The 17,768-nt window shown below is 69.3% G+C and carries 21 protein-coding genes; 2 read left to right on the top strand and 19 right to left on the bottom strand.

Annotated elements, in window-relative coordinates; translation table 11 throughout:
• Window positions 1-149: 149 nt before the first annotated feature.
• From MKK88_RS06670 to MKK88_RS06655, 4 genes are all read right to left on the bottom strand, one after another.
• Window positions 150-449: a hypothetical protein gene (locus MKK88_RS06670; RefSeq protein WP_243998104.1), complete on the bottom strand. Its 300-nt coding sequence runs from the start codon at window positions 447-449 to the stop codon at window positions 150-152.
• Window positions 446-1,924, bottom strand: a complete 1,479-nt coding sequence (gene gatA, locus MKK88_RS06665) for an Asp-tRNA(Asn)/Glu-tRNA(Gln) amidotransferase subunit GatA (RefSeq protein WP_243998102.1) — start codon at window positions 1,922-1,924, stop codon at window positions 446-448. Before gatA ends, MKK88_RS06670 begins: the two co-directional genes overlap by 4 nt.
• Window positions 1,925-1,996: 72 nt before the next feature.
• On the bottom strand, window positions 1,997-2,284 hold the full coding sequence (gene gatC / locus MKK88_RS06660; RefSeq protein ID WP_243998100.1) for an Asp-tRNA(Asn)/Glu-tRNA(Gln) amidotransferase subunit GatC: 288 nt from the start codon (window positions 2,282-2,284) through the stop codon (window positions 1,997-1,999).
• Between the two features lie 119 nt (window positions 2,285-2,403).
• Window positions 2,404-2,598: a hypothetical protein gene (locus MKK88_RS06655; RefSeq protein WP_243998098.1), complete on the bottom strand. Its 195-nt coding sequence runs from the start codon at window positions 2,596-2,598 to the stop codon at window positions 2,404-2,406.
• Between the two features lie 119 nt (window positions 2,599-2,717).
• Between MKK88_RS06655 and MKK88_RS06650 the strand changes: the two genes are divergently transcribed.
• The gene (locus MKK88_RS06650; RefSeq protein WP_243998096.1) at window positions 2,718-3,287 is read left to right on the top strand and encodes an SMI1/KNR4 family protein; all 570 of its coding nucleotides are present in this window, start codon (window positions 2,718-2,720) and stop codon (window positions 3,285-3,287) included.
• Window positions 3,284-3,796 carry a Holliday junction resolvase RuvX gene (ruvX, locus tag MKK88_RS06645; protein WP_243998094.1) on the top strand — a complete coding sequence of 171 codons (513 nt, stop codon included), beginning with the start codon at window positions 3,284-3,286 and terminating at the stop codon, window positions 3,794-3,796. The genes MKK88_RS06650 and ruvX overlap by 4 nt, the downstream gene beginning before the upstream one ends.
• Here the strand turns inward: ruvX and dprA are convergent.
• The 15 genes from dprA to MKK88_RS06570 all read right to left on the bottom strand — a co-directional run bounded on the left by dprA (window position 3,786) and on the right by MKK88_RS06570 (window position 17,667).
• The gene (gene dprA, locus MKK88_RS06640; protein ID WP_243998092.1) at window positions 3,786-4,988 is read right to left on the bottom strand and encodes a DNA-processing protein DprA; all 1,203 of its coding nucleotides are present in this window, start codon (window positions 4,986-4,988) and stop codon (window positions 3,786-3,788) included. The genes ruvX and dprA overlap by 11 nt on opposite strands.
• 38 nt (window positions 4,989-5,026) lie before the next feature.
• Window positions 5,027-5,629 carry a glycerol-3-phosphate 1-O-acyltransferase PlsY gene (plsY, locus tag MKK88_RS06635; RefSeq protein WP_243998090.1) on the bottom strand — a complete coding sequence of 201 codons (603 nt, stop codon included), beginning with the start codon at window positions 5,627-5,629 and terminating at the stop codon, window positions 5,027-5,029.
• Window positions 5,629-6,933, bottom strand: coding sequence for a dihydroorotase (locus MKK88_RS06630; RefSeq protein ID WP_243998087.1), 1,305 nt, complete (start codon window positions 6,931-6,933; stop codon window positions 5,629-5,631). The genes plsY and MKK88_RS06630 overlap by 1 nt, the downstream gene beginning before the upstream one ends.
• Complete coding sequence (gene hisF / locus MKK88_RS06625; protein WP_243998085.1) at window positions 6,930-7,733, bottom strand: imidazole glycerol phosphate synthase subunit HisF; 804 nt, start codon at window positions 7,731-7,733, stop codon at window positions 6,930-6,932. The genes MKK88_RS06630 and hisF overlap by 4 nt, the downstream gene beginning before the upstream one ends.
• Before the next feature lie 10 nt (window positions 7,734-7,743).
• A complete protein-coding gene (locus MKK88_RS06620) occupies window positions 7,744-8,223 on the bottom strand; it encodes a DUF29 domain-containing protein (protein ID WP_243998083.1) in 480 nt (159 codons plus the stop codon).
• Between the two features lie 40 nt (window positions 8,224-8,263).
• Window positions 8,264-9,007, bottom strand: coding sequence for a 1-(5-phosphoribosyl)-5-[(5-phosphoribosylamino)methylideneamino]imidazole-4-carboxamide isomerase (gene hisA, locus MKK88_RS06615; RefSeq protein WP_243998082.1), 744 nt, complete (start codon window positions 9,005-9,007; stop codon window positions 8,264-8,266).
• Between the two features lie 37 nt (window positions 9,008-9,044).
• On the bottom strand, window positions 9,045-9,704 hold the full coding sequence (hisH, locus tag MKK88_RS06610) for an imidazole glycerol phosphate synthase subunit HisH (RefSeq protein WP_243998080.1): 660 nt from the start codon (window positions 9,702-9,704) through the stop codon (window positions 9,045-9,047).
• A gap of 19 nt (window positions 9,705-9,723) precedes the next feature.
• Window positions 9,724-10,209, bottom strand: coding sequence for a DUF2628 domain-containing protein (locus MKK88_RS06605; RefSeq protein ID WP_243998078.1), 486 nt, complete (start codon window positions 10,207-10,209; stop codon window positions 9,724-9,726).
• Between the two features lie 69 nt (window positions 10,210-10,278).
• Complete coding sequence (hisB, locus tag MKK88_RS06600; protein ID WP_243998076.1) at window positions 10,279-10,866, bottom strand: imidazoleglycerol-phosphate dehydratase HisB; 588 nt, start codon at window positions 10,864-10,866, stop codon at window positions 10,279-10,281.
• 84 nt (window positions 10,867-10,950) lie between these two features.
• Entirely contained in the window at window positions 10,951-11,826 is an 876-nt protein-coding gene (locus MKK88_RS06595) for an S-methyl-5'-thioadenosine phosphorylase (protein WP_243998075.1), read from the bottom strand.
• Window positions 11,827-12,123: 297 nt separating this feature from the next.
• Window positions 12,124-13,026, bottom strand: coding sequence for a cytochrome c1 (locus MKK88_RS06590; RefSeq protein ID WP_243998073.1), 903 nt, complete (start codon window positions 13,024-13,026; stop codon window positions 12,124-12,126).
• An 18-nt stretch (window positions 13,027-13,044) separates the two neighbouring features.
• Window positions 13,045-14,331, bottom strand: a complete 1,287-nt coding sequence (locus tag MKK88_RS06585) for a cytochrome b (RefSeq protein ID WP_243998071.1) — start codon at window positions 14,329-14,331, stop codon at window positions 13,045-13,047.
• A gap of 13 nt (window positions 14,332-14,344) precedes the next feature.
• Window positions 14,345-14,902 (bottom strand): ubiquinol-cytochrome c reductase iron-sulfur subunit, encoded by a 558-nt coding sequence (petA, locus tag MKK88_RS06580; RefSeq protein WP_243998212.1) that lies wholly within the window; start codon window positions 14,900-14,902, stop codon window positions 14,345-14,347.
• Between the two features lie 230 nt (window positions 14,903-15,132).
• The gene (locus tag MKK88_RS06575) at window positions 15,133-16,998 is read right to left on the bottom strand and encodes an ABC transporter ATP-binding protein (RefSeq protein ID WP_243998069.1); all 1,866 of its coding nucleotides are present in this window, start codon (window positions 16,996-16,998) and stop codon (window positions 15,133-15,135) included.
• A gap of 87 nt (window positions 16,999-17,085) precedes the next feature.
• Complete coding sequence (locus MKK88_RS06570) at window positions 17,086-17,667, bottom strand: AprI/Inh family metalloprotease inhibitor (RefSeq protein WP_243998067.1); 582 nt, start codon at window positions 17,665-17,667, stop codon at window positions 17,086-17,088.
• Between the last annotated feature and the right edge of the window lie 101 nt (window positions 17,668-17,768).

Below are 17,768 nucleotides of genomic sequence, written 5' to 3'. Positions count from 1 at the left end.
CATCCTGAGGTGCTGCGCAGCAGCCTCGAAGGAGGGCTCCAGGGATCGCGCGGCTGGCTGGAGGCCTCCGCTGCGCTCCGGCACCTCAGGATGAGGTCGCGACGGGGGTCAATATCGTGCGGTCACTTACGGGCCGCAACGCGGAAAGATCAAGCGCGGCGTCGGATTGCCCTCTGAGCGCCGTAGCCGACGATCGCCCACAGCAGAGCCGCGACGGCCCGGACCGGGAAGAAGGTCGGCCCGTCATGGGTGACCGGGGCCGGCCAGGGAATGCCCGCCGCGCTCACCGCGTAGGAGAACAGCACCGAGAAGCCCAGCGCCGCGATCGCCGCGATGAACACCTTGCCAAACTGGCTCGCCGTCCAACCGAGATAGAGCGCGACCACGATCAGCGCGGGGTCGAACCCGGCCCAGATCCAGACCGTCCAGGGATAATACGGGACGGTCATGCCCACCACGGCTCGGGCAGCTGGGTCCGACCGGCCGAATCCTCGATGACCTGGGCGACCGCGAACAGCGTCTCCTCGTCGAAGGGCCGGCCGATGAGCTGGAGGCCGAGCGGCAGCCCCTGCCCGTCGAGGCCCGCCGGCACCGCGATGCCCGGAAGGCCTGCCATGTTCACCGTCACGGTGAACACGTCGTTGAGGTACATCTCCACCGGGTCGGCCGAGGCCTTCTCGCCGATGCCGAAGGCGGCGGACGGGGTCGCCGGGGTCAGAATCGCGTCGACGCCGTCAGCGTAAGCTTGCTCGAAGTCGCGCTTGATCAGCGTGCGGATCTTCTGCGCGCGGACGTAATAGGCGTCGTAATAGCCCGCCGAGAGCACGTAGGTGCCGATCATGATCCGGCGCTTGACCTCGCGGCCGAAGCCGGCGGCGCGGGTGTTCTCGTACATCCCGGCGATGTCCTTGCCGGGCACCCGCAGGCCGTAGCGCACGCCGTCGTAGCGGGCGAGGTTCGAGGAGGCCTCGGCCGGCGCCACGATGTAGTAGGCCGGCAGCGCGTAGGACGTGTGCGGCAGCGAGATCTCCTTGAGGGTCGCGCCGGCGGCCTTGAGCCACGCCGCGCCCTCGTCCCAGAGCTTCTGGATCTCGGCCGGCATGCCGTCGACCCGGTACTCCTTGGGGATGCCGATGGTCAGGCCCTTCACGCCGCGGGTGACCGCCGCCTCGAAGTCCGGCACCGCGAGATCGGCGCAGGTCGTGTCGCGGGCATCCGCGCCGGCCATGGAGCCGAGCAGGATCGCGCAATCGCGCACCGTGCGGGCGATCGGGCCGGCCTGGTCCAGCGAGGAGGCGAACGCAACCGTGCCCCAGCGCGAGCAGCGCCCGTAGGTCGGCTTGATTCCCACCGTGCCGGTGAAGGCGGCGGGCTGGCGGATCGAGCCGCCGGTGTCGGTGGCGGTGGCGCCGAGGCACAGCCGCGCCGCGACCGCGGCGGCCGAGCCCCCCGAGGAGCCGCCCGGCACGATCGCCGCATCCGAGCCCTTGCGTCGCCAAGGCGAGACCACGTTGCCGTAGGCGCTCGTCTCGTTGGACGAGCCCATGGCGAACTCATCGAGGTTCAGCTTGCCGAGCATCACGGCGCCGTCGCGCCAGAGACTGGCCGAGACCGCCGATTCGTAATGCGGCGTGAAGTTCTCAAGGATCTTGGAACCCGCCGTCGTGGTCACGCCGTCGGTGCAGAACAGATCCTTGATGCCGAGCGGGATGCCCTCCAGCGGCCGGGCCTCGCCGGTGGCGAGCTTCTGGTCCGAGGCGTCCGCCATCGCCAGGGCGCGGTCGGGCGTCTCCAGGAGATAGGCGTTCAGCACGCGGGCCTTGCCCATGGCGTCGAGATGCGCCTGCGTCAGCTCGCGGGCCGAGAGCCGCTTCGCCTTGAGGGCGTCGCGCGCCTCGGCCAGAGTGAGTTCGTTCGGATTCACGCTGTTCACGTCCTTGCGCGCTGCGGCGCGCCCACCAGAAGTCCCGTCCGCACGAGCCGAGCTCAAACCGGCCTACTCGACCACCTTCGGGACCAGGAAGTAATTGTCTTCGGTCTCGGGCGCGTTCGCCACGACGTCGGCGGCGCGGCCGCCCTCGGTGACGATGTCCTCGCGCTTCTTCATCGCCATCGGGGTGACGGAGGTCATGGGCTCGATGCCTGAGACGTCGACCGCTCCGAGCTGCTCCACGAAGGCCAGGATCGCGTTCAGTTCGCCCTGCAGCGGCCCGACCTCGTCGTCGGTGACTGCGATGCGCGCCAGATGCGCGATGCGCCGAACCGTTTTCTCGTCGACCGACATGCCGTCCCGTTCGCCCCTGTCCGGGAGCAGCCCCCCAGGATCGGCCGGGCTATAGCATCGGGTTCCAACGCGCCGCAACGCGAAGGATGATCCGACCGTTGGGTCGCCTTTCTTGCCGGTCAGGTCACCACGTGACGAGGCGTCACCGACATCTCGATTGTGATACCGGGCCGGCGCACCGGTTGAACCATGGCCTGGACAAAGCCAAGAACCATGATCTCGAAGGCCAGCAGCAACATCAGGCGATGCCGACGGGGCATCCGCAGTGCGAAGCGGGCGGGTGCGGAACGGACGAGCGGGCCGGTGGTCGACAAGGCAGGAACCCGAGCGGTGGTTTAACGAAGCTTTAACCCAACCTAAACGGGAACGGCTTCGCGTCCATCCGGGGCGATCTACGGAGTACGGCAAGCCTGTGGATGAGGGAGCGGGATCGATGTGGGCGCAGATCTTCACCAGCCTGTCTCCGGGCTTCACGCCGGGTGAATTGGATCTCGATCGCGCGGCCGCGGAACTCGGCTTCGCTTTGCCCGCCTCCTACCGCAGCTTTTGCCGGTCCTGCGGCGTCGGTCTGGCGGGGGAGCAGGTCAGGATCGCGGTTCCGGGCCCCTACGAGGCGAGCGATCTGTTCACGCAAGCCGGGATCATCGCCCACAGCGTCGGGTCTGCCATCGCGATGCTGGAGGACGGGAAGGAGCCGCACCGATTCGATGTCGAGGGCGGCGATCCGGGCGTGGTCGAGCGCGCCTGCTTCTTCGGCCGGGGCGAGGATGGCGGATTTCTGTTCTGGGATGTGACGGGCAGCGGCCCGGAATACGAGATCTGGCTGCTTGCCACCGATCTGACGACGATCCGGTTCGGCGGGGAGAGCCTCGACGATTTCTTCACGCGGGTCACCGGCCCCTCCGCAGCCCTGGTGCTCGGGCCGGGGGCCGAGCCCTTGCCGGCGCGGTTCGAGGGTGTCGCGGAGGCCACCCTGGCGCGCACCACGCAGGCGGAACCATGAATCACGACGCGATCCGCACCTTTGCGGCCACCTCGCGCGGCGGGGCACGGCTGATCGGCATCGATCTCGGCACCAAGACGATCGGCCTCGCCCTGTCGGATCTCGGGCGCCAGATCGCGACGCCGCTGGAGACGATCCGCCGGGTGAAGTTCACGCCGGATGCCCAGCGCCTCGCCGCCCTGTGCCGCCAGCACGCGGTCGGCGGCCTCGTGGTCGGGCTGCCGCTCAATATGGACGGTAGCGAGGGGCCGCGGGTGCAGTCGACCCGGGCCTTCATGCGCAACCTCGCGCCGATCCTGCCCCTGCCCCACGTGTTCTTCGACGAGCGCCTCTCGACCGCGGTGGTGACCCGGGCGCTGATCGAGGCCGATGCCTCCCGGGCCCGGCGCGGCGAACTCGTGGACAAGCTCGCCGCCGCCTACATCCTCCAGGGCTGCCTCGACGTGATGCGCCACCTCGCGGACGTCGACGCCGACCCGGCGGCCGACGCGGACCCCTTCAGCGGCTGAGCAGCGAGACGGCGCCGCTGCCGTGGCGCTCGATCCGCCCGTCGAGTTCCAGCTCCAGCAGCACGGTCTGCACCACTCGAATGCCGATCCCGGCGCAGCGCGCCAGCTCATCGGTGCCGACAGGGCTTGGTCCGAGCAGGGCGACGATGCGGGCGCAATCGTCGGCCGGCTGAGCCGGGTGACCCGAGGCGACGGAATCGGTCTGGCAAAACATGTCCGGAACGCTGAGCGTGTCCGGGTTCGATGCATCCAGGTCGATTTCGTCCCAGAAATCCGGCTGCTCGCGCAGGTCCGGTCGTCCCCGCTCGGGAGCAGCGTCCGCGTCCGGGCCGCGCTCGATGATCGGCCCCAGCACGTCGAGAATATGCGACACCTCGGAAACCAGGGCTGCACCCTGGCGGATCAGGTCGTTGGTGCCCTCGGCGCGCGGATCCAGCGGCGAGCCAGGAACGGCGAAGACCTCGCGGTTCTGCTCCAGGGCGTAGCGCGCCGTGATCAGGGAGCCGGAGCGACGCGCCGCCTCCACCACGACGGTGCCGTATGACAGACCGGAGATGATGCGATTGCGACGGGGGAAATCGCGCCCCCGCGGCACCCAGCCCATCGGCATCTCCGCCAGCACCGCCCCGCCCTCCCCCAGGATCGCGTCGACCAGGGCCGCATGGTTGGCCGGGTAGATCTTGTCCTGGCCGCCGGCCATCACCGCGACCGTGCCGGTCTGGAGGCTCGCCCTGTGGGCCCGCGCGTCGATACCCCGGGCAAGACCCGATACCACCGTCAGGCCTGCCTCGCCGAGGCCGCGGGCGAGCCGCTCGGTGAAGGCGAGCCCAGCCATCGAGGCGTTGCGCGAGCCGACCAGGGCCACCGCCGGACGGTTCAGGATCGCGGCGCCGCGCAGGGCCAGGAGCGGCGGCGCCGCATCCGTCTGCTGGAGGAGCCGCGGAAAATCCGCCTCCCCGGTGGCGATCAGCCTCCCGCCGAGGCGGGCCAGCGCCGCGACCTCGTCCTCGGCCTGCGCCCGGGTCGGCGGCTCCAGCCGTTTGCCCTGACGCCGGGCGAGATCCGGCATCGCGTCGAGGGCGGCGGCCGCGCCGCCGAAGCGGTTGATCAGCGTGCGGAAGCTGCGCGGCCCGACGCCCTCGGTGCGGATCAGACGCAGCCAGTCGAGACGTTGGGCATCGGTGAGTTGCATACGATCCCCCCAAAGGACCGCGCATCCCGAGCCTGCGCTCAGCCCTTCTGGCCGATGCGCCCCTCGGTGCCGGAGGCGAGTCGGCGGATGTTGGGCGCGTGCTTCCACCATAGCAGCACCCCCATCAGCAGGAACAGCACAGCTTGCGCCGGGGTGCCAAGCGCCCACAGCGCCAGGGGCGTCGCTGCCGAGGCGACAAGCGCCGCCAGAGACGAGTACTTGAGCGCGAAGGCGAGGCCGAGCCAGATCAACGCGAAGATCCCCAGCACCGGCGGGGAGAAGGCGAGCAGGACGCCGATGAAGGTGGCGACGCCCTTGCCGCCCCTGAAGCCGAGCCAGACGGGAAAACAATGGCCCAGGAAGGCGCCGAACCCGGCGGCGAGCGCGGGCCCCTCCCCCAGGTTCCGGGCAATCAGGACCGCCGCGGTTCCCTTCAAGGCGTCACCCAGCAGGGTCGCGGCGGCGAGCCCCTTCCGGCCGGTGCGCAGCACATTGGTGGCGCCGATATTGCCGGAGCCGATCGCCCGCACGTCGCCGAGCCCGGCGAAGCGCGTCAGGATCAAGCCGAACGGGATCGAGCCCAGGGCGTAGCCGAGGGCGAGGCCGCCGAGGGTGGCCCAGGTCGCGAGATCCGCGGGCATCAGGCCGCCGCCGCCAGATCGTCCATCGCGTGGACGATCTCCCCGCCGACCAGGGTCAGCACGGCGGCACCCTGGAGGCGCGCCTCGTCGAACGGCGAGTTCTTGGAACGCGACTTCAGCCGCCGCTTGTCGAGGACGTAGGGCAGATCGGGATCGATCAGCACGAGATCGGCCGGTGCGCCGACCGCGAGGCGGCCGGCCTCGCGCCCGAGGATCCGGGCCGGGTTCACCGTCAGCGCGGCGATGAGCTTCGGCAGTTCAAGATCCCCGGTGTGGACGAGGCGCAGGGCTGCGCCGAGAAGGGTCTCGATCCCGAGGGCACCGTCCGCTGCCTCCGCGAAGGGCAGGCGCTTGGTCTCCACGTCCTGCGGATTGTGATCGGAGACGACCACATCGATCACGCCCTCGCCCAAAGCCTGCACCACCGCGTGCCGGTCGGCCTCGTCGCGCAGGGGCGGCGAGAGCCGGCAGAAGGTGCGGTAATGGCCGATGTCATTCTCGTTCAGCACCAGGTTATTGACCGACACCCCGCAGGTCACCGGCAGGCCATCCTGCTTGGCCCGGCGGACGATCTCGACTGAATCGGCACAGGAGATCATGGCGGCGTGGTACCGGGCGCCGGTCAGCCGCACGAGGCGGATGTCGCGTTCCAGCATCACGGTCTCGGCCTCGCGGGGAATGCCCATCAGGCCGAGGCGGGTGGCGAGTTCGCCCTCGTTCATCACGCCCTCGGCGACGAGATCCGCATCCTCGACATGCTGCATCACCAGGGCGTCGAAGTCCCGGGCGTAGGTCAGGGCGCGGCGCATCACCTGGGCGTTGGCGACCGCGTGCAACCCGTCCGTGAACGCAACCGCGCCGGCCTCCTGGAGCAGGCCGAACTCGGTCATCTCCCGGCCGGCCAAGCCCTTGGTGATGGCGGCGGCGGGGAGAACGTTGACGCTCGCGGTGTCGCGGGCCCGGCGGAGGACGAAATCCACGATGGCCGGGCCGTCGATCACCGGGTTGGTGTCCGGCATGCAGACCAGGGTGGTCACACCGCCAGCGGCGGCGGCGGCGCTGGCGGAGGCCAGGGTTTCGCGATGCTCGGCCCCGGGCTCGCCCACGAAGGCGCGCATGTCGATGAGGCCGGGCGACAGGACGCGGCCGAGGCAGTCGATCCGCTTCGCACCGTCCGGCGTGCCGGGGGCGGCGCCGCTGGCGATATCGGCGATCCGGCCATCCCGCACCAGGACCGCACCCGGGGTCTCACGCCCCGTCGCCGGATCGAGGAGATTGGCGTTCGCCAGAAGGTAGCTGCTCACAGGGGCGCCCTCGCGGAAGAGGCCGGGCCGTCGAGGCGCATGGCGAGGCCGGCCGCCGCCATATGGGCCTTGGCCTCGGCCACGCTCGCCTGCCCGAAATGGAAGATGGACGCCGCCAGCACGGCGCTCGCCCCGCCTTCGGCCACGCCGGCCACAAGGTCGTCGAGGCCGCCGACACCGCCGGAGGCGATCACCGGAACGGAGACCGCGTCGCTGATGGCCCGCGTCAGGGCGAGATCGTAACCGGACCGGGTCCCGTCCTTGTCCATGGAGGTGACCAGCAACTCGCCGGCGCCCTTCCCGGCCACGCGGCGCGCGAAGGCCACGGCGTCGATCCCCGTCGGATCGCGGCCGCCATGCGTAAAAATCTCCCAGGCGGCGGGAGCGCCTGGCGGCGAGACGCGCTTGGCATCGATCGCCACCACGATGCACTGGGCACCGAACTTTTCCGCGGCGCGGGCGACCAGATCCGGGTCCTTCACGGCCGCGGTGTTGATGGCGACCTTGTCGGCCCCGGCGAGCAGAAGGGCACGCACGTCCTCGACGGTGCGTACCCCGCCTCCGACGGTTAGCGGCATGAAGCAGGCCTCGGCGGTCCGACTGACGATGTCGAGCAGCGTACCCCGGGCCTCGCGGCTTGCGGTGATGTCGAGGAAGCAGAGTTCGTCGGCGCCGGCCGCGTCGTAAACCTTCGCGGCCTCGACGGGGTCGCCGGCGTCGCGCAGCCCCTCGAAGCGCACGCCCTTCACGACGCGCCCGTCCTTCACGTCGAGGCAGGGGATGATGCGGGTTTTGAGCAAGAGGGGCTCTTCAGTCTGAGGTGTCTTCTGGATCGGCGGAGAAGGGCCGCGTCAGCAGCTCTTCGCGCGTGTAGGGACATTCCTTCGGGAACATCCGCAAAGGCAAGCCTGTCTCGACGGCCGCCTCTTCACGCGCATCGCGATATGCGCGCTCGAAGGCTAGAGACAGCCGGCTCTTGAGCCCTGGATTGTCCTCAAGTACGTCTGCGGCCCTGTTTCGATGCGTCCGGATCGGAACCGTCCAGCTGCGGCTTCGACGTTCCGGCTGATAGTCGAACTTCAGCATGTGTAGCAGCACGACGCGCCAGAGGCTGACCAGACTGTCACACTGGCTCTTGCCCAAGCTCTCGATCTCCTCGGCCAGATTCGCGCGGTCGAGGCCCGAGAGGTCGCCGGACCGCAGCCGCGCGCCCTGCTCCTGGGTCCAGGTATAGAAATCGTCCGCGTAGGCCGTCCCGGCCGCCGAGGGCCAGGCCTTCACCGCCGTCATCGAGGCCTCCCGAGTCAGCGCCGCCACCGGGACCGATCTATCACGAAGCCGGGCCGCGCGCCGCAGCGATCGCCGCCAGCGCCGCCTCGGGATCGATCCGACCGTCATAGAGTGCCCGCCCCGTGATCGCGCCCGCGATCAGGGCGCAATCCGGCTGGAGCAGGCGGTGCACGTCGTCGATCGAGGCGAGGCCGCCCGAGGCGATCACCGGGATGCGCACGGCCTGGGCCAGAGCCAGGGTCATCTCGACGTTGAGGCCCTTCAGGATCCCGTCCCGGGCGATGTCAGTGTAGATGATCGCCGCGACGCCCGCGTCTTCAAACCGGCGGCCGAGTTCCTCGGCGGTCATGCTGGAGGTCTGCGCCCAACCCTCGACGGCGACGCGCCCGTCCTTGGCATCGATGCCGACCGCAATCTTCCCCGGATGCTGGCGGGCCGCCTCGCGGACGAAGGCGGGATCGCGCACCGCCGCGGTACCGATGATCACCCGGGCCACACCCTTGGCGAGCCAGCCCTCCAGGGTCTTCATCTCGCGGATGCCGCCGCCAAGCTGCACCGGGATGGTCACGCGGCCCAGGATCGCGTCCACCGCCGCGGCGTTACGCGGGGCCCCCGCAAAGGCGCCGTCGAGATCGACCACGTGCAGCCAGGGAAAGCCCTGCGCCTCGAAGATCGCGGCCTGGGCGGCCGGATCGTCGCCGAATACCTTGGCCTGGGCCATGTCGCCCTGGATCAGGCGGACGCAGCGCCCCTCTTTCAGGTCGATCGCCGGGTACAGGATCACGGGAGTTTCAGTCCTTCTTGCCGGGGCGGGGTCACCCTCAGGGCCGCCACGTCAGGAAATTCGCGATGAGCGCGAGTCCCAGACGCTGGCTCTTCTCCGGATGGAATTGCGTGCCCGCGATGTTGTCGCGGGCAACGAGGGCGGTGATCGAGCCGCCATAATCCGCGCGGGCCACGACGTCGCCGGGACTTTCGGGTGACAGCGCGTAGCTGTGTACGAAATAGGCGTGCAGCCCGTCCTCGCCGGTGGGGATGCCGGCGAGCAGCGCGTGGTCGCGGGCCGGACGCAGGGTGTTCCAGCCCATATGGGGGACCTTGAGGGTCGGGTCCGATGGTCTGATCAGGTCGACATCGCCGGGGATCCAGCCGAGGCCGGGCGTCGTGGTGTATTCGAGTCCCCGGGTCGCCAGGAGCTGCATCCCGACGCAGATGCCGAGGAACGGCCGCCCGTCCCGGTGGGCGACCTGCGTCATCGCCTCGACCATGCCGGGGACGGCGTCGAGACCGCGACGGCAATCCGCATAGGCGCCGACGCCGGGCAGGACGACGCGGTCGGCTTTGGCGACCACGTCCGGATCCGCAGTCAGGCGGATGCGCGCGTCGCAGCCGCTCTCCCGGGCCGCACGCTCGAACGCCTTGGCGGCGGAATGGAGGTTGCCCGATCCGTAATCGATGATCGCGACCGACTCGGTACTCATGCGCGTGTCGTCCGGTCCATTACCGGGCGCCCTCCTGGGCGGGAAACAGGCCGATCACCGGCTCGCCGCGGCGGCTCGGGCCGCTCGGGAAGGGGGCGCGCGGCGGCGTGGCGCTGGCCTCCAGCCAGCGGTTGAGCGCGCGGGTCTCGGCCTCCTCGGGGTTGGCGGCGACCACGGCATCGCGCGCCGGCCAGCCCCTTCGGGCGAGGGTCCAGCGGCGCAGGCTCGACGCTTCCAGCCCGATCAGCCATCCGGCCAGCAGGGTGGCGGCCAAGCCGGCGCCGGTCGGCAGCCCGAGGAGGATCCCCGCGCCCGCAAGCCCGATCAGGCCGACCAGCACGACAAGCGCCGCGAGCCAAAGCCGGTGATAGAGGAACCACAGCACCGTGAAGGCGAAGGCCGACCACGAGAAACCGTCGGGCACCAGCACGGCGCGATCGAGCCCGACGGCCTCGCCCAGGCGGGCATCGGGGGGCAGGTGGAGCGTGTAGCTGCGCATCCGCATCGCGGAACTCCGACAACGGCGCTCTTAGAACCGCCATCGGGCGGCCGGGGAGCGCGACGACACGAGGCTCTACAGGGAGCCCTTCGTGGAGGGAACGCGCCCCTCCTCGCGCGGATCGATCGCCACCGCCTTCCGCAAGGCCCGAGCCAGCCCCTTGAAGCAGCTCTCCGCGATGTGGTGGGCGTTGTCGCCGTACAGCGTCTCGACGTGGAGGGTCAGGCCGGCATTCATCGCGAAGGCCTGAAACCACTCGCGCACAAGCTCGGTATCGAACTGCCCGATCTTCTCCACGCGGAACGCCGTGCGGAACACGAGGAACGGGCGACCGGAGATGTCGACGCAGACCCGGGTCAGCGCCTCGTCCATCGGCAGGTGGATGTCGGCGTAGCGCGTCACACCGCGCTTGTCCCCGAGCGCCCGGGCGAAGGCCTGTCCGAGGGCGATGCCGCAATCCTCGGCGGAATGGTGCTGATCGATATGCAGATCGCCCACGACCTTCACGTCGAGGTCGAACAGGGCGTGCCGCGCCAGCAGATCGAGCATGTGGTCGAGGAAGCCGATTCCCGTGGCGATCGTCGATCGGCCGGTCCCGTCGAGGGCGACGGTGACCGCGATGTCGGTCTCCGCGGTCTTCCGGGTGATGGTGGCGCTGCGCATCTTGTTTCGGACTTTGCGTCGAGGACGGCCGCTGCCGCCCGCGCCTTCTAGAGGGAGTTTTTCGGAAATGGAAAGGGTGGCTGCCTAACCGTTCAGCACCCGCCCCGCCACGGCATCGAGCTTGGCGAGCAGCGCGGGATCGCGCACGGCCGGCGCGGTCATGATTGCCCCATCCAGCGCCCGGTGCGAGCCGGCCGGGCAGAGCTCCCGCTCGGCTGGAAAGTCGCGCGCGAGCCGCGCCACCAGCCGAGCCGCCTTATCGGCATTGGCCCGCGCCACCGCCACGACCGCCGCCACATCCACGGCGTCGTGGCCGGGGTGCCAGCAATCGTAGTCGGTCACCATGGCGATCGTGGCGTAGGTGATCTCGGCCTCGCGGGCGAGCTTGGCCTCGGGCATGTTGGTCATGCCGATCACGTCGAACCCCTGCGCCTTGTAGGCCCGGGACTCGGCCAGCGAAGAGAATTGCGGACCGTCCATGCAGACGTAAGTGCCGCCGCGGTGGATTGTGATGTCCTCCGCCTTGGCGGCCGTCGCGATCCGCGCCTGGAGTCCGGGCCCGACCGGGTGGGCCAGCGAGACATGGGCGACGCAGCCGTCGCCGAAGAATGAGCTGGCGCGCCCGTGGGTGCGGTCGACGAACTGATCCACCAGCACGAACAGGCCCGGGGGCAGCTCCTCGCGGAACGAGCCACAGGCGGAGAGCGAGACGAGATCGGTGACCCCGGCACGCTTCATGGCGTCGATATTGGCGCGGTAGTTGATGCCGGCGGGCGAGAAGCGGTGGCCACGCCCGTGGCGGGCCAGGAACACGATCTTCGTGTCGCCGATCCGCCCGATGCGCAGGGCGTCCGAGGGCTCGCCCCAGGGGGAGGCGACGCGCTCCTCGCGGACATCCTCAAGCCCTGGCAGGTCGTACACGCCGGAGCCGCCCATCACGCCGAGCACCGCTGCCGTCATTCCGAATTTCCTGTCATGGCGCGGCGCATCGACGGGCCGCATGTCCCAACCAGCACCTCAACCTGAAATGCCGGAGCGAAGCGAAGGCCTCGCAGGAGGCCCCCAGAAGCCGCATCGATCGCTGGAAGCCTCCCTCGGGGCCCGCTGTCGCGGGCACCTCAGGATGAGGTGGGCGGGACAGGCGTCGTCGGGAGGCCGATCATCGCGGCGACCGAGCGGTAGCATGGAGCCCAAGCTCAAAAAAGATGGGCCCCCGCAAGGGAGGCCCATCACCACCGTCGGATCCGGCGCGTGGCTCTAATAGGCCTTGTGCAGCTCCGGCTGGAGGCCGTGGACCTCGCCGCCGACATCGGCCCAGATTTTCTTCTTCACGTAGTAGAGCAGCCCCGAGAGGATGATCAGGAATAGGATCACCCGGAAGCCCAACGCCTTACGATCCATCATGTGCGGCTCGGCCGACCACATCAGGAAGGCCGCGACGTCCTTGCCGTACTGATCGACGGTCTCCGGCACCACCGGCTGGCCCTTATCGTCCTTCGGGTAGGTGACCTGCCCGTCGGAGATCGGCGGCGGCATCGCGATGATGTGGCCGGGATAGTACTTGTTGTAATGGCCGCCATCCGGAACGGTGAAATCCTTCGGCGGATCCTCGTAGCCGTTGATCAGCGCGTGGATGTAGTCTGGCCCCTGCTCCGAATAGCCGATGAAGGGCAGCCAGTCGGTCAGGAAGTAGAGCGAGCCGCGGGAGAACGTCCGGGCCTTGGCGATCACCGAAAAGTCCGGCGGTGCCTTGCCGCCGTTCGCTGCGGCGGCGGCCTGATCGTTCGGGAAGGGCGGCGGGAAGGTGTCGGCCGGGCGACCGGGACGATCGAACATGTCGCCGGCATCGTTCGGCCCGTCCTTGACCTGATAGGTGGCGGCGAGCGCCTTCACCTGACCGGCGGTGAAGTCCGGGCCGCCCTCCTGCGCAAGGTTGCGGAAGGACACCAGCTTCATCGAATGGCAGGCCGAGCAGACTTCCTTGTAGACCTGGAAGCCCCGCTGCAGCTGCGCGGCGTCGAAGCGGCCGAACGTGCCGGCGAAGCTCCAGTTCACGCGGGCCGGGTTCGGTCCGCCATGCCCTTCCTGGGCAGAGGCCGGCGCGGCGCCGAGCAGGAGGGCCGCGAGGGCGGCGGTCGAGAGGACGCGGGTCATCATCATGGTCCTGTCGTCAGCCCGTCAGCCCTTGGTGGTCGGAGCGGCGGCGGCGCCCGCCGGCATGCCGGATCCGCTCACCTGTTTGCCCGGCCCGGTCACGCTCTCGAGGATCGAGCCCGGCAGCTTCTTCGGCGTCTCGAACAGGCCGCAGAGCGGCATGACGATCAGGAAGTGGGCGAAGTAGTAGAAGGTGCAGACCTGAGAAGCGATCACGTAGCCGCCCTCCGGGGGCTGGGAGCCGAGCCAGCCGAGCAGCAGCGTCACGCCGATGAACACCCAGAAGAACTGGCGGTAGATCGGCCGGTAGTTGCACGAGCGGATCCGCGACGTGTCGAGCCACGGCGCGAAGGCCAGGATGATCACCGCCGAGAACATCAGGATCACGCCGCCGAGCTTGCTCGGGACCGCGCGCAGGATCGCGTAGAACGGCAGGAAGTACCATTCCGGCACGATGTGTGCGGGCGTCACGGCGGGGTTCGCCGGGATGTAGTTGTCGGCGTGGCCGAGGAAGTTCGGCTGAAAGAACAGGAACCACGCGAACAGGATCATGAACACGCAGGTCGCGAACACGTCCTTGACGGTCGCGTAGGGCGTGAATGGCACCGCATCCTTGCCCGATTTGATCGGGATGCCGGCCGGGTTGTTCTGACCGGTCACGTGCAGCGCCCAGACGTGGAGCACGACGACGCCGGCGATCATCCAGGGCAGCAGGTAATGCAGCGAGAAGAAGCGATTCACCGTCGGATTGCCGACCGAGTACCCGCCCCAGAGGAGGGTCTGGATCGTGTCGCCGACCACCGGGATCGCCGCCAGGATGTTGGTGATGACGGTGGCACCCCAGAAGCTCATCTGGCCCCAGGGCAGCGTGTAGCCCAGGAACGCGGTCGCCATCATCAGCAGGTAGATGACGACGCCCAGGATGTAGAGCACCTCACGCGGGGCCTTGTACGACCCGTAGTAGAGCGCGCGGAACATGTGGACGTAGACCGCCACGAAGAACATCGACGCGCCGTTGGCGTGCGCGTAGCGCAGCAGCCAGCCGTAATTCACATCGCGCATGATCTTCTCGACGGAGTTGAAGGCGCCCGTCGCCGAAGGCTCGTAATGCATCGCCAGCCAGACGCCGGTGACGATCTGGATGCCCAGGAAGGCCGCGAGAATCGCGCCGAAGGTCCAGAAGTAGTTGAGGTTCCGAGGAACCGGGTAGGCGATGAAGGACGAGTGCACCAGCCCGGCGATGGGCAGGCGTGCCTCGAACCATTTGGCGACCCGGCTCTTCGGGACGTAGGTGCTGGCTGTTCCGCTCATGCTTCCGTCCTCCTCAGGCCGCTTCCTTGCCGCCTTCGCCGATCCGGATCTTGGCGTCCGTCTGGAAGGCGTAGGGCGGGATCGGCAGGTTGATCGGCGCCGGTCCGTGGCGCACGCGGCCTACCGCGTCGAATTGTGAGCCGTGGCAGGGGCAGGCCCAACCCTCGAAATTGCCCTGGTGACCGATCGGCACGCAGCCGAGATGCGTGCAGTTGCCGTACACCACGAGCCACTGGTCATGACCGGTCTTGACGCGCGTGGTGAAGGCGGCCGGATCGATCATCGCCGAGAGGGGGACCGTCTTCATGTCGGTCACTTCCTTCGCGGTCAGCTTGCGCACGAAGATCAGCTTGCCGCGCCAGAACACGTTGACGATCTGACCGTCTTGGATCGGCGTCAGGTCGACCTCGATCGGGGCGCCGGCCGCGATCGTGTCGGCATCGGGGGCCATCGAGGAGATCAGGGGCCAGGCCGCAGCTCCAGCCCCGACGGCGAGCGCGGCGCCCGTCGCCAGGAAGAGGAAGTCGCGACGGCTGCCCTCTTGGCCGTGGGTGTCCTGCCCGTGGACCACGGGAGCGGCGGCTGATGTGTTCGCCAAGATCGTGAACTCCGTGCGTCGGCGTGAGGGCCGCAGGCGCCCTGCCCTGGTCTCCCGGCTACAGCCAGGATCAAAGCATTATCGTTCTAATGCGGGCAATGAGACCGTCTGCCGCCCCTGAGTCAAGCGACGGTTTGCGGCGCAGCGATAAGGTCCGGCCACGTTTGTACCGATATGGTGCCGGTTCTCGGTTCGGTTGCCGGTTACGCCACGGCACTGTCGTACCGCGTCGGCTTGTCGGCCAGGAACCCGCCCGACTGGCGCGACCACAGGCCAGCATAGACGCCGTTGCGAGCGACGAGGTCCGCGTGCGTCCCCTCCTCGACGATTCGCCCACGTTCGATCACCACCAGCTGGTCAAGCGCCGCGATGGTCGACAGCCGATGGGCGATGGCCAGCACGGTCTTGCCGGCCATCAAGGTATCGAGGGACTCCTGGATCGCCCCCTCGACCTGACTGTCGAGCGCGGAGGTGGCTTCGTCCAGGATGAGGATCGGCGCATCCTTGAGAATCACCCGCGCGATCGCGATCCGCTGGCGCTGGCCGCCCGAGAGTTTAACGCCGCGCTCGCCGACTTGGGCGTCGTAGCCGCGCCGACCCTTGTGGTCGACGAGATCGGCGATGAAGCCGTCCGCGTGGGCCAGCCGGGCCGCCTGCGCGATCTCCTCGTCGGAGGCGCCAGGGCGGCCGTAGGCGATGTTGTCGCGGATGGAGCGATGGAGCAGCGACGTATCCTGGCTGACCATCGCGATGGCCTCGCGCAGGGATTGCTGCGTCACGGTGGCGATGTCCTGCCCATCCACGAGGATGCGCCCGCTCTCGATATCGTAGAGGCGCAGGAGCAGGCTCGCGAGCGTGGATTTGCCCGCGCCGCTGACCCCGACGAGGCCGACCTTCTCGCCCGGGCGGATGGTGAGGGAGAAATCCTCGATCACCGTCGCGTCGCCGCGGCCGTAATGGAAGCCGACGGTCTCGAACCGGATCTCCCCGCCGGTGACCACGAGCGCCCGCGCGTTTGGCGCGTCGATCAGCGCGTGCGGCCGCGCCATGGTCTGCATGCTCTCCTGCACCACACCGACATTCTCGAAGACGCCGCGAACGGTCTGCATCACCCAGCCCGACATGGCGATCAGTCGAAGCACCAGCGCGAGCCCCGCCGAGGCCTCGCCGGTGGTCATGCCGCCGTCGCGCCAGAGGACGAGGCAGGCTGCGCCCGTGCCGATCAGCAGCACGCTGTTGAGGATTCCGAGCCAGCTTGTCGTCAGGGTGACCAGACGGAACTGGTGCAGATACGCCTCGGTGTGGACCTCCACCGCCTCACGCACGGCGGCTCGCTCCTCCCGATCCCGGGCGAAGAGCTTCACCGTCAGGATATTGGTGTAGCTGTCGACGATGCGGCCGATCAGCGTCGAGCGCGTATCGGCGGTCTTGTGCGAGCGGGCGCGCGCCCGGGGCACGAACCACGTGGTCAGCCACGCATAGGCGCCGATCCACAGCAGCACCGGCAGGGCCAGCCACGGGGAGATCGAACTGAACAGCCCGACCGCCGTCACCGCGTAGATCGCCACATAGAGCAGCGTGTCGATGAACACGACCGCCAGTTCGCGCACGGCCGGCCCCACCTGCACGACGCGGTTGGCGAGGCGTCCGGAAAAATCGCCCTGGAAGTAAGAGAGCGCGTGGCCGAGGGTGTAGAGATGTGCCCGCCAGCGGATCTGGCTGGTCGATTGCGGCACGATCAGCTGGTTGGACAGCACCTCGTGCGCCCAGATCGAGACCGGCCGGACCACGGCCACCAGAAGCACCGCGAGGCCGAGGCCGGTGGCGTGATCCGACAGCACCGTGGCCCGATCGGCCGTGCCGAGCAGGTCGATGAACCAGCGCATCACGAGGTAGAGCGAGGCCTCGATCGTGCCGGCGATCACCGCGATGACGAACAGGGCCGCCAGAGCGGAGCGGATCGGGCGCAGATAGAACCACGCAAAGCCGAGCACCGAGTGCGGCGGCATCTGCGACTCGTCGAAGGGCGCGAACGGGTCGACGCGGCGCTCGAGCCAATCGAGGAACATGCTGCCTGGGGCGTGACGCTACGGGAGCCCCTCATGTAAGCGCGCGGCGCGCGGCGCCAACCGCGCGCGGAGGTCGCGCCGTCTGCGTCAGCGGTTCAGCGCCAGGGCGGCGCCCGACTTGGTCAGAGCCCCTTCCAGGCCACCGCCGCCCTGCCGCAGGCGCGCCGCCACGGTGCCGCCCGGCTGGTAGAGGTAGACCTCGCCGTCCCGGAAATCCCAGGCCGAGACCTTGGCCAGATCCTTGTTGGGGCAGGCGGACGCCGTCGCCTTGTAGAGATCCAGGGCCGGAGCGCTCGACAGCGTGACCTTGCAGTTCGCGCCGGTCGCATCCCGGGCATCCCAGCTTCCCACAACGGCAGCGCGCCCGGTGGCGACCACCGGCGGCGGCGGTGCCGGAGGCGCAACCGGTTCGGCGATCACCGTCGGCGCGGCGGGCGACAGGGCGGCCTGCGGGCCGGGGGGCGGAGGCGGCGCGTCCGGGCTGGCCGCCACGCCCGGCGGGGGAGCGAGGGGCGCCGCCGTCACCGTTCCGGATGGGACGGCCTGGACCGCCTCGAGGCCGGCTTGCGGCGCCCGCATGCGCGGCGCGTCGAGCCGGCTCGATGCGCAGGCCCCGAGGCTGGCGGCGGAACAGAGGACGGCGAACGTCGACAGGCTGGGGCGCAGCATCGATCCACTTGGGTCAGGCATGAGAAGGCGCGCTTTCACGCTCCCATCCTGAACTCGGCGGCAAATGCGCTGACTGCAAGGCGACCCCCGCGAACGCCGGT

This window comes from Methylobacterium sp. E-005 (assembly GCF_022829725.1).
Taxonomy (GTDB): domain Bacteria; phylum Pseudomonadota; class Alphaproteobacteria; order Rhizobiales; family Beijerinckiaceae; genus Methylobacterium.
The sequence above is the reverse complement of the archived record's forward strand: the minus strand, read 5'-3'. Positions and strand labels throughout refer to the sequence as shown.

What these genes read in the sequence shown, in the direction of transcription:
- MKK88_RS06570 (WP_243998067.1), bottom strand. Translation starts at nt 17,667, where the DNA reads ATGCTGCGCCCCAGCCTGTCGACGTTCGCCGTCCTCTGTTCCGCCGCC.
- MKK88_RS06670 (WP_243998104.1), bottom strand. Translation starts at nt 449, where the DNA reads ATGACCGTCCCGTATTATCCCTGGACGGTCTGGATCTGGGCCGGGTTC.
- hisH (WP_243998080.1), bottom strand. Translation starts at nt 9,704, where the DNA reads ATGAGTACCGAGTCGGTCGCGATCATCGATTACGGATCGGGCAACCTC.
- MKK88_RS06575 (WP_243998069.1), bottom strand. Translation starts at nt 16,998, where the DNA reads ATGTTCCTCGATTGGCTCGAGCGCCGCGTCGACCCGTTCGCGCCCTTC.
- MKK88_RS06620 (WP_243998083.1), bottom strand. Translation starts at nt 8,223, where the DNA reads ATGACGGCGGTGAAGGCCTGGCCCTCGGCGGCCGGGACGGCCTACGCG.
- dprA (WP_243998092.1), bottom strand. Translation starts at nt 4,988, where the DNA reads ATGCAACTCACCGATGCCCAACGTCTCGACTGGCTGCGTCTGATCCGC.
- plsY (WP_243998090.1), bottom strand. Translation starts at nt 5,629, where the DNA reads ATGCCCGCGGATCTCGCGACCTGGGCCACCCTCGGCGGCCTCGCCCTC.
- MKK88_RS06650 (WP_243998096.1), top strand. Translation starts at nt 2,718, where the DNA reads ATGTGGGCGCAGATCTTCACCAGCCTGTCTCCGGGCTTCACGCCGGGT.
- hisB (WP_243998076.1), bottom strand. Translation starts at nt 10,866, where the DNA reads ATGCGCAGCGCCACCATCACCCGGAAGACCGCGGAGACCGACATCGCG.
- gatC (WP_243998100.1), bottom strand. Translation starts at nt 2,284, where the DNA reads ATGTCGGTCGACGAGAAAACGGTTCGGCGCATCGCGCATCTGGCGCGC.
- MKK88_RS06585 (WP_243998071.1), bottom strand. Translation starts at nt 14,331, where the DNA reads ATGAGCGGAACAGCCAGCACCTACGTCCCGAAGAGCCGGGTCGCCAAA.
- MKK88_RS06605 (WP_243998078.1), bottom strand. Translation starts at nt 10,209, where the DNA reads ATGCGGATGCGCAGCTACACGCTCCACCTGCCCCCCGATGCCCGCCTG.
- ruvX (WP_243998094.1), top strand. Translation starts at nt 3,284, where the DNA reads ATGAATCACGACGCGATCCGCACCTTTGCGGCCACCTCGCGCGGCGGG.
- MKK88_RS06595 (WP_243998075.1), bottom strand. Translation starts at nt 11,826, where the DNA reads ATGACGGCAGCGGTGCTCGGCGTGATGGGCGGCTCCGGCGTGTACGAC.
- MKK88_RS06590 (WP_243998073.1), bottom strand. Translation starts at nt 13,026, where the DNA reads ATGATGATGACCCGCGTCCTCTCGACCGCCGCCCTCGCGGCCCTCCTG.